This is a genomic window from Psychromonas arctica DSM 14288, assembly GCF_000482725.1.
In the GTDB taxonomy this organism is placed as follows: Bacteria; Pseudomonadota; Gammaproteobacteria; order Enterobacterales; family Psychromonadaceae; genus Psychromonas; species Psychromonas arctica.
Map to the genome: position 1 here is coordinate 1 of NZ_AXWP01000051.1, position 10,873 is coordinate 10,873.

General features: G+C 39.7%; 7 protein-coding genes and 1 pseudogene. 1 reads left to right on the forward strand and 7 read right to left on the reverse strand.

The annotated features are described in order from the left end of the window. Window positions 1-297 precede the first annotated feature (297 nt). The 7 genes and pseudogenes from H592_RS21770 to H592_RS0108020 form a co-directional block, all read right to left on the reverse strand. Window positions 298-777, reverse strand: a pseudogene (locus H592_RS21770) (IS110 family transposase); the annotation flags it as partial. Between the two features lie 438 nt (window positions 778-1,215). Beyond that, a complete protein-coding gene (locus tag H592_RS24565; protein WP_245600385.1) occupies window positions 1,216-2,154 on the reverse strand; it encodes an iron ABC transporter permease in 939 nt (312 codons plus the stop codon). Between the two features lie 35 nt (window positions 2,155-2,189). Next, window positions 2,190-3,182, reverse strand: a complete 993-nt coding sequence (locus H592_RS24570; protein WP_245600386.1) for an iron ABC transporter permease — start codon at window positions 3,180-3,182, stop codon at window positions 2,190-2,192. Then, entirely contained in the window at window positions 3,179-4,108 is a 930-nt protein-coding gene (locus H592_RS0108005; protein WP_037071285.1) for an iron-siderophore ABC transporter substrate-binding protein, read from the reverse strand. The genes H592_RS24570 and H592_RS0108005 overlap by 4 nt, the downstream gene beginning before the upstream one ends. Continuing rightward, entirely contained in the window at window positions 4,099-4,899 is an 801-nt protein-coding gene (locus H592_RS0108010) for an ABC transporter ATP-binding protein (RefSeq protein WP_028868313.1), read from the reverse strand. Before H592_RS0108010 ends, H592_RS0108005 begins: the two co-directional genes overlap by 10 nt. 77 nt (window positions 4,900-4,976) lie before the next feature. Continuing rightward, a complete protein-coding gene (locus tag H592_RS0108015) occupies window positions 4,977-7,070 on the reverse strand; it encodes a TonB-dependent siderophore receptor (protein ID WP_028868314.1) in 2,094 nt (697 codons plus the stop codon). A gap of 425 nt (window positions 7,071-7,495) precedes the next feature. Continuing rightward, window positions 7,496-8,245, reverse strand: coding sequence for a DUF6597 domain-containing transcriptional factor (locus H592_RS0108020; RefSeq protein WP_028868315.1), 750 nt, complete (start codon window positions 8,243-8,245; stop codon window positions 7,496-7,498). A gap of 315 nt (window positions 8,246-8,560) precedes the next feature. Here H592_RS0108020 and H592_RS0108025 point away from each other — a divergent pair, with 315 nt between their 5' ends. Further along, window positions 8,561-10,390, forward strand: a complete 1,830-nt coding sequence (locus H592_RS0108025) for an ABC transporter ATP-binding protein (protein ID WP_028868316.1) — start codon at window positions 8,561-8,563, stop codon at window positions 10,388-10,390. Window positions 10,391-10,873 lie beyond the last annotated feature (483 nt).

Here is a 10,873-nt window from a genome sequence, read left to right on the forward strand (position 1 = left end):
CAAGGTCTTAACAGGCTTGATGCGTTGATTGACCTGTTTAACGGAACCCCCTTTATCCCTTCCATGAATTAATTCAGCCCATTTTTATAGGCTGAGTAGTTACAATTTTTTAATGTATCCGTTTATCGTTTCAAAATAATATGTGCCGTGTGCGACAATGTCCTAAATAAGAATGAAATCGATATGGCTTGTACCACATAGTATATAACTCAATATATCTTGTTTGTCTTATGGCTCTATGGATTCAAAAAGACATCGGCAAACAGAACACAAAAACAACAAATTGCTGAACACCTGTACTGCGGTTCTTAGCCCTAACAAACCTTGAGTACTTGTAACCCCATACTCATATAACATTGCACGAATATGGTTCCCTAATGAAGTAATATTCCTTGAAAAATAAAGACGACTCATTTCTAACGTTTGCAGAGATTGTTGTTCTTCATTTTTAGGCTTACTGAATTTTATCCCTATTTGTAATGATGCAATGGCCAATGCATCATTAGCATCAGTTTTATGACCTTCGAGGAACCCTTTCACTTTTTTAGGGCTGATAATACGAACATCATGACCAAATTGCTCTGCATATCTTCCCCAGTAATGGCTACTACCACAGCCTTCGATAGCAACAACGGCTGGTTTTACTCTAGCCAATAGCTCTTTTAACTTTTGTCGATTCACCGCTTTATTACTAATTAATTCACCATGTTTACTGATTTGGCAAATTTGAAGAATATTTTTAGCTAGATCGATTCCGATAATATTAGATTTCAACATAGTATGGTCTCCTTATTAGTTACCGTAACTCTAGGCTAATTGCTAGAGTTGGTGGAGTCCATACATCGCTTTGTGCGCCTTAGAAAGAGAGCTTTCGCTTTGTCCACAATTAATACATAACAAAAGGGTAAATATCTCATAGTAAGAGACGTTCTCAGAGGTAATAATACCAAAAGGATTTAAAAGGTGATCATTATTGCTGGTTAAAATGTCGCTAGCTGCGTTGTGAGTGTTATTCAGAACGTCCTGTTCTTCACCGCTGTGGGTCAGCTAAAGCTGTTCAGAATAATTCCTGATGATTTTTTGAAGTGAGGACAACTACCTCCTGCAACTCACACCTTGCTAGCAATCATTTTTCCTACGCAATAATTGATCACTTCATTAATTCTATTGGTATAACAAAGCATCAGCGAATTCAATTGAACATTATTGCTACAATCACCTCACTCTATTAATTACCATCAATAATAAGAAATAGGTTCCACCGATAATCGCCGCGAGTGTGCCTGCTGCTATTTGTGTGGGGTACAGGATAACTTGACCCAACCAGTCTGCCCAGACCATTAATGTTGCGCCAATCATGCTTCCAACTAGCAATTGTTGCTTTGATTTTTGTGCACCTAACATCACTGCCATGTGCGGTGCGACAAGCCCCACAAATGAAACAGGCCCCATGGTTGCGGTGGTCATTGCACACATTAGCGCGACGATAATTAATAATATGATATTTACGTGTGATGCTTTTAACCCTCTGGCTGTTGAAAAATCTCGGCCTATAGAGATAAGCGTTAACCATCTTGAGAAACTAAAGGCAATTAACCCCAATAGGGTGACGCTTAACGCCAACGTTGATGCTTGCTCACCTGTTACACGGTATGTAGAGCCCGATAGCCATAATAAGATGCTGTAGCTGTCTGCGGAGCCTTTTGCCAAGGTGAACTGAATCAGGGCTTCCAACGAAGCCGTTAATGCTATTCCGGTAAGAATAATACTCGCAGGCGAAAATTGATGACGCTTTCCTAATAATAACAGCAGAATAAGTACAACAAGACTACCTATTAATGCTATCCCCCAATGTGATGTCAGCATCGATGAACCAGCAAATAAGCTAACAACAATTAACGCAAAGGTTGCACCTGAAGAAACCCCTAAAATATCAGGACTGGCTAGCGGATTATAGATAACCCGCTGTAATAAGATGCCTGCAATCGCTAATGCGATGCCAGAAAAAAGTGCACTGATGATACGAGGCCAACGTAAATCCCACTGATATTGTCCGGGAAGTGTCCAATGCCAACTTCCATTGCTAAGATCAATAAATGTGTAAACAATCAATCCAACAACAAAAAAACAAAGCAAACTAGAAAACAATGGCAATGACAATCTTCGCCGATTATTTACTAATGAAACCGTTAATTGATCTTCAGCTTTGAGTTTTTTCGGCTAAACCAAATGAGTGCGGGTGCACCAATTGCAGCAGCTGTCACGCCACTCGGCACAATCTCTCCTAACCATTGGCTGAGCAACATAGATAAACAATCAGTCGCAACTAAAAGCGTCGCGCCAAGTAACATACTAACAACGAGCTCTTCCCTTGACGTTCTCGCGCCCACAGATCTTGCAATATTAGGGGTGAGTAGGCCAACAAAACCGATCACTCCGACTGCGGTAATGGAGGCTGATACCAACCAGATCCCGATTATCATTAATAAAGAGAACACAGGTAATACCGATAAACCACGTGCAACCGCCCCTTCTTGTCCTAAACGTAATAAAGTTAAGATACGCGGCGCGAATATTAAGATAACAACGGCAATCAGGCTGCGTGGTAATAACCAAGAAACCCAATCCCATCCATACTGAGCAAGATCTCCCGCCCCCCACATAAACACATTTTGCGCAAATTGGGTGTTTAGAATAACCAAGGCAGTGGCAATCGACCCGAGTAGAATATTGACCACCATTCCCGAAACAACCAGTGGTAATCCGGTCATGTTGCGCACGCCAGTAATAAGGACGATTAGCCCAAATGCCAACAAGGCGCCAAGCATTGCAGCAAATGCACTGTGATCAGCAATCCAATCAACAAAGAAAATATTCACAATCACCAGCGCTAACCATGCACCAGACGAGGTGCCCAGTGTCAAAGGTGATGTTAAATTATTCTGCGTTAATTGCTGCATTAAGCTGCCCACTACCCCAAGTACCGCGCCCACTAAAATCGCGATGCTTAACCTTGGCAATTGTGAGTGAGTGAAGAATACATCTGCAAATGAAACGGCTAATTGGGGGGAGTGTAGCAGTTGCCATTGGTTAGAAAAGCTTAAGCTGGTATCGATTTGTAAACTAGCAATGCTCACTAAAAGAGCCACCAAGCATAAAGATAAGTAATGATTAATTTTCATTGTTCTGGGGCCATCTCTAATAAACTCTCGGTGATCGCTTCAGCCATATAAAGCAAAGACATTGCACCGCCGTAATTCCAAATAGAGCGCACTGAACGGACATGCCCCTGTTGGACAAAGGTCATCGCTTGCCATAATACTGATTTGGTTAATTTTTTTTCATCTGGAAAGGGCAAAATGTAGAGGACATAACCCTTATCTATATACTGTAACGAATTGATTCGTTGCTGAGTCATCCCCCACGCTTTGGCCGGATTGGGTAAAGGATTTTTTAACCCGAGTTGGTCGAGGACATATTGTGTGCTTGAATTTTCGGTATACAAAAACACCGAGTTAAGCGTTGAGAAACGCAATGCAACCACCTCAGGAGAGCTGTTAAATGCACTATTTATTTGCTCAGCTAATTGCTCAAACTGCAACTGCATATGCTGTAATTTTTGCTGTGCTAATGTTTCTTTTTCAAACAGGGTAGCCAGCAATTTAAAGTGTTGTATTGCAACCAATGCGGCATCATCTTGTTGGCCAAAATTATCTAGATAAATAACCGGCGCAATGCGCTCTAGTATTGGAATAAGATCTTTTTGAGGCGAGGCTGCAATGATCACATCTGGCTTTAAGCGCGCTATTTTTTCAAGGTTAGGCTCTGCGCGTGTACCGATCTCTTCAATAGAGTTCGGCGCAGTTGGGTTAACAACCCATTGCTGATAGCCTGCCACATTAGGTGCGGCAAGCGGAATAATATCAAGTGCTAAAACCTGTTCAAGCAGATCCCAATTAAGTACAACCACACGTTCGGGACTTTGCTTAAAGGTTTGTACGCCACGGCTATCGACAACCGTTATTTCGGCATAAGCGCTTGTTGTTAAAGAAGACAGCACAGCCAAAACACAAAAAAAACAGCGCAAAAAGTAAGCTATTACGTACATATAATTGCTACCTTATTGGGAGTCTGCTTATTGGTTGTTTTACAGCAAGAAGGCTCTGGGTGGTCGATCAAGCGAATGCGGGTTTCATATAAGTCAGATAATTTTTGTTCATCCAATAATGTATCCGCACTGCCCTCAAAGGCTATTTTTCCTTTTTTCAACGCCACAATATGCGTTGCATAGCGCAGTGCTAAGTTGAGATCATGCAGAATAACAATCACGCCAATATTATGTTTTTTATTAAGCTCTGCCAGTAACCCCATTAATTGATATTGATGTTGGATATCGAGCGCTGACGTCGGCTCATCAAGGATTAAGATAGGCGACTGCTGGGCAAGTAACATAGCAACCCAAGCTCTTTGACGCTCCCCACCTGATAACTGATCAGCTAAGGTATCAGCAAAGCTTTCAACTCCTGTTCGTTGCATAGCCGCATCGATAATGGTCTTATCTTCAGCATTCCAGCGACCTAATGTACCACGCCATGGAAAACGACCAAGTTTCACCAACTCCCTTACCGTTAACCCGGCAGAGGTAGGTAATTTCTGTGGCAAGAAAGCGATGCGTTTGGCTAATTCCCGGGCTTTATAACCACAGAGTTGATGATGATCTAATTCAACACTACCGGAGTCCGGTGCTTGCTGACCTGAAAGTAAGCTCACCAATGTTGATTTACCAGAGCCGTTATGCCCTAACACGATCGTTAATTCATTAGTAGGAATATGCAGTGAATCCACCGCCAAGATTGTTCGTCCACTGCGGACAATTTCAATATTCGAGAGTTTATACATTGTACTTCTTATGTTTTTATCGCAAAAAAGCGTCATGACCTATTAGGTAATGACGCTCATTCATTATTGTATCTTGATTACCAACGGTAGTTAACATTCAGTGTGATAGAACGAGACTGACCGTAGTAACAATAATAATCGCAACTCGAGATATACTCCTCATCAAGTAGGTTATTAACATTAAGCTGCGCTTGCCATTGTGATGATATATCGTAAGAAACGGCCATATCCCACAGGGTTGCGCTAGGCACCGTTAAGTCACTGCTTGCTGGACTGTCTTTTGACTCTCCAATATAACGCACACCGGTACCAACATTTAGCCCAGGAATACCCATCAGTGCAGTATCGTAATCAATCCACGCAGATGCAGCATGCTTAGGAATAAGACCAGCTTGTTGTGTCCCCTGACCTCCCGTATCATCCGTCGTTGCATCTGTGTAGGTATACGCAGCTGATACTTTGAGGTTTTTTGTCACTTGTGCCACTATATCTAATTCCACACCCGTTGATTGTACTTCACCCGTTTGGGTTGCAATCCAATTTACAGGATTGGTCACAAGTGCATTTTTTTGCGTTATATCGAACCAAGCTAAATTGATATAACCATCCATAAAGTCAGGTTGGTATTTAACACCTATCTCTATTTGCTCGCCTTCAAGTGGCGTGTACAATTCACCAGTACTTGGATCGATTGTACTAAGTACTTCGAAGGATTGCGCATAGTTCGCATAAGGCGAGACACCGTTATCTGCTAAATACATAATCCCAGCGTTAAGCGATAACTGACCATCATCGTTAGATTCATCTTGATTGCCTTTATCACTTTTATTCTCAGTATTAGTCCAGTCATAACGCGCCCCAGCAAGGGCTACCCATTGCTCATCAAATTTAATTTGGTATTGAGAATAGAGACTCGCTTGCGACTTATTTATTTCACGATCAATGTTGTTAGCAGAATCAAGTGGCGTGTATTCACCATATTCAGGATCAAAGGGATTAATTGAGCTAAACGAGTAACTGTCTTGCTCTTCACCTTCGGTTTTATGGTATTGAAGATCGATACCAGTGAGCAGCGTATGCTCAGCACGATCACTGTACCAGTTAGCCACCGCTTTATTATCTAAGGTGATACTTTGATTCGTTCCATCACGAAATACAACACCACGGTATAATTCCGACGCGCTTGCATCTGAATTTGGGAAAGCGTAGACGCTGCGTAATAATAGATCGTTATATCCGTAATTTAGCTTTTGCGAGACAGCCCAAATATCGTTGTAGTCATGTTCAAGTAAATAGCCGACTGATATCTGTGTGCGCTCATAGGTATCGTAACCTGGTTCACCAAGATTGGTTGATGGATCAATACTGCCATAATCAGAATCAATCAATGAGCCTGATGCAGGAAAGAAGCCATTGGTCGGCGTACCATCATCCTTCAAGTAAGAGCCCGTTAGCGTTAGCATTGTATCGTCAGAAATATCAACTTCCACACTCGGTGCGATATAAAAACGGTCGGTCTCTGAATAGTCTAATTCACCGTCGCTACTGTTCATCACACCCACTAAGCGATAACGTACAGAGCCCGCTTCATTCGCTTCATCAGAAATATCAAAACCTAATGATTGATAGTTGTTATTACCCACTTCTACTTTGATTTCACCTTGTGGAGTCGCCGTTGGTTTTTTCTGAATTGCATTGACCACACCGCCAGGAGGTGACTCACCAAATAGAATGGCAGATGGCCCTTTCACAATTTCAACTTGTTGTAATCCATAGGGTTCAAGTAACCAAGTATAATAGCCATCGCGGAACAATCGGTTTCCATCGAGATACGTTGTTGCGTCGAAGCCACGCACTTTAAACCAATCTGTATCGTTATCCGCACCATAAGATTGCGCAGTTACCCCTGCACTATAGCGCATTGCTTCATCGAGTTTTTTAGGTGCATGTACCTTGAGATCATGTTCAGAAATAATCGACACAGCTTTAGGGGTTTCTTGTGTGGGTGTTGCAACTTTAAACGCTTCTGCACGGACCACAAATGTTTCGATCTCCGTGGTATTGTCGTCTGCGTATGCAAGTGGAAAAGTAAACGGCAGTAGTGCAATCGCCCCGGTAGTGAACCCTTTTTTGATTGACAAACTCAGTTGCCCTAAATGAATTATATGCATAGTTTCCTTTATTATTTTCTTTGACTGAACATAAGTTTGCTTTCTCATAATCTTAATTTTTCCATTTAATTTTCCATATATTACTGAAGAAAAAGTCGTTCTCAATATATGCAAATCACGCACTTTATTTCACATCTGGATTATTAAATTAAAGCGAAATATTTTTGTCGTTTCCTGAGTGAATATTGCTTTGAATAATAAAAAATGATGCTTTTCTAGTGCAACTTTTTCATGAAAAGATAGTTCCCCGGAATCAAAATGTTATGCCATTTATTAGAACAATAATTCATCTATCAATGATTATGATACCCAATGCAGTTGCATGATAATCGGGTGTTTTCTTAAGCTAGGAAAATAATCAGGATAAAAAATAAATCGCAATGATTATTACTATCATTATGTTTCAAGGCGAGACTAGAATAAGACTATTCTGTAGAAGATAATTGTATAAATCGGTCATTTTTATTTTGGGCTAATTTTTTGGGTGTCAAATGTGAATATTTTTTTATTAATTTAATGAAATGCGATTGATCGTAGGAACCTTCTTCTGGAAATAATTTACCTGCTTTGAGAGATTCAAAGCTACTGTGAAATCGAATAACGTCGCAATATCTCTTCATAGGTAGACCAAGCCATTTATTAAAATAACGATTTATTTGTCGACTATTCCAATGCGAAGTTAGCGAAATTTCAGAGACAGAAATGAAGCCTTGAGCCTCATAAATTCGTTCTGACATAACTTTCTTACGAGGGTCAATATGAGTTGTTAAATGAGATAAAAAATGAAGGTTTAGTTTTTTATAAAAAGTATCGAAACAAAAAAAGTCAGATTCATTAATATTTGCAAATCCATTTTCTAAATATACCCAATGATCTAGTATTTCTGCGACAGAATCTTTTAATAAATACTCCGCAGCTAATAACTTTAAACGTACAACAAAAAGGATTGAACAAGCAGGCATTAAACCAATCCGAGGATGAGTCTTTAAGCCAATAAGTGAACTAATCAAGGGGTATTCGTCACTGTGAAAAAAATATAAATCAATACAGCCATCTGGAAGTATTACTAATTCTTGATCTACATTACTATCATTTTTTATTATCCAAAAACTTTCAATAAACGGTGACAATGCTTCATTAGGTGCTAATGAAGTAATTTGAATCGTATCTCGCATTATTTCCTCATTAATTGTTGATTCACCTGCTTTTATCTCTTTGTTAATCGCTAAAAATTTGCATTGATCAGGTTTTATTATTTATCGATACGTCTAAAACTAATGTTTATTAAACAACCAAGAAGCTCATGATAATGATTATCATTGCCATTTTAAATTATAAATAATAATAATGCAAATAGATAGATACGAAGGTGATTAATAGTATGATAACATGAAAATGATTATCACTCAGGAATGACTATCTGGTTGATATGAATTTCACATAACACTCTAAAATAGATGTTTTTTAATTAATTATAATTTGGAATAATAATGTTCAGTTGGTTTGAAAGTTTAACAAAACCCTTCCCGTCAGATTCCCCTCAAAAGCCACCAAACACGTTATTTGGGTTCTGTCATCACTATACAAAAGGGTTTGAATTACCACTGGCAGTGATGTCGATATTAAGTGCCTTGATAGCAATCGCAGAGGTAACACTGTTACGATATATGGGTCAACTTGTTGATATATTAAGTACGCAGGAACGTGCAACCTTTTGGATTGATCAAGGAGAAGAAATTAAAAGTATGGTGATATTGATAGCCGTTATTATGCCTGTACTAGGCGTATTACACTCTATGATCATGCATCAAACGCTGCTAGGTAATTACCCAATGTCAATTCGTTGGTCAGTGCATCGTTATCTGCTCAAGCAAAGCGTTGGTTTTTTCCAGCGAGATTTTGCAGGTCGTATAGCAACGAAGGTAATGCAAAGTGCGCTTGCTGTCCGTGAAACCGTGATGAAGCTGGTTGATGTACTGGTTTATATCTCAGTCTATTTTGTATCGATGATTTGGATGATGGGACAATCAGACTTAATTCTGATGTTACCTATCGCAATTTGGCTGCTTTGTTACATTTTTATTCAATTCTACTTCATTCCTAAAATGAAAAAAGTGGCGACGGAACAAGCCGATGCGCGCTCGATTATGACCGGACGTATTGTTGACAGCTATACCAATATCACCACCATCAAACTTTTCTCCCACTCGCAACGTGAAACCGAGTATGTACAAAGCAGTCTAAAACTATTTCTTCAAAGCGCATATCGTCAAATGCGCATAGTCACTTGCTTGTTACTTAGCGTTGATGCAATTAACTACCTGCTACTCATTTCTATTGCAGCCTTATCTGTCACGCTGTGGCTAGAGGCAGCAGTAACAGTAGGTGTTATCGCAGTGGCAATCAGCATTGCTTTGCGAGTTCAAGGGATGTCGAAATGGATCATGTGGGAAGTCAGCGCGCTATTTGAAAATATAGGTACTGTTATTGATAGTATGAATACTATTTCAACCAATGTAGAAATAGAAGATAAAGCGGATGCGAAATTATTAACGGTTGATGCCGGTGCTATCCACTTTAATCACGTTAGCTTTAATTACAGCGATGAAAGCCAAGTATTTAAAAACCTTGAATTAACACTTAAACCAGGAGAGAAAATTGGCCTTGTGGGGCGTTCAGGAGCTGGTAAGTCAAGCTTGGTGAATCTGTTATTACGTTTCCACGATATACAATCCGGTGATATTAGTATTGATGGACAGAACATTGCAGAAGTCACACAAGAGTCGCTACGTCAACAGATAGGTATGATCACGCAGGATACTTCTTTATTGCATCGCTCTATTCGAGAAAACATTCTTTACGGTGATCCTGATGCTAACGAAGATGCATTAATTGAAGCTACAAAACAGGCACATGCCTATGACTTTATTGTCGATCTTAAAGATGAAAATGGCAATACGGGCTTTGATGTAGAAGTTGGCGAACGTGGCGTTAAACTATCAGGTGGACAACGACAACGCATCGCTATCGCACGTGTATTGTTGAAAAACGCACCTATTTTGATCATGGATGAGGCAACGTCAGCACTTGATTCCGAAGTAGAGTCTGCAATCCAAGAAAATCTACAGCTGTTAATGGAAGGTAAAACAGTGATTGCGATTGCACATCGGTTGTCAACTATCGCCGCGATGGACAGACTAATCGTAATGGATAATGGACAGGTGATTGAACAGGGAACTCATCAACAGTTACTTGATAAAAAAGGCATTTATGCCCAATTATGGAAGTTTCAGACAGGTGATTTCTTAGCTGATATATAATAATATCGAAAAGAATACTATGTAACCCAATTGTATTTGCTTGCTATTCGAATAATAGTGAGCATTTATAATTGATAACATCTGAATATATTTCTAAAAGTGACAAGCAAATAAAGTAAAAAGCTATCTCGCTTTTGCCCCATTTCGCTTCAGAAACTCACAATGTGGTGGACTATATTACTTAGCTACGGCGCCTCTACTTAGTTTAGTAATGATACAGGGCTAAATCATGAAAAGCCTAAAAAATGAACAGCGTTTTTATAAAAATAAAGTGACAGATATCGCACGATCATTCTTATCACAATGATCGACTAGCAGATCACATTTAGCTGTGATCTTATGCTTCTCTTTAAGTTAGAGAGAAGTCACCAATGAATGGATTAACCTTGTTAGATCATATTTCAATAATCAGAGAGCATCGCCAAGAGTGGAAAGTTACGCATAAATTGCCTGAAATTTTGTTTCTAGCAATTACTGCAACCA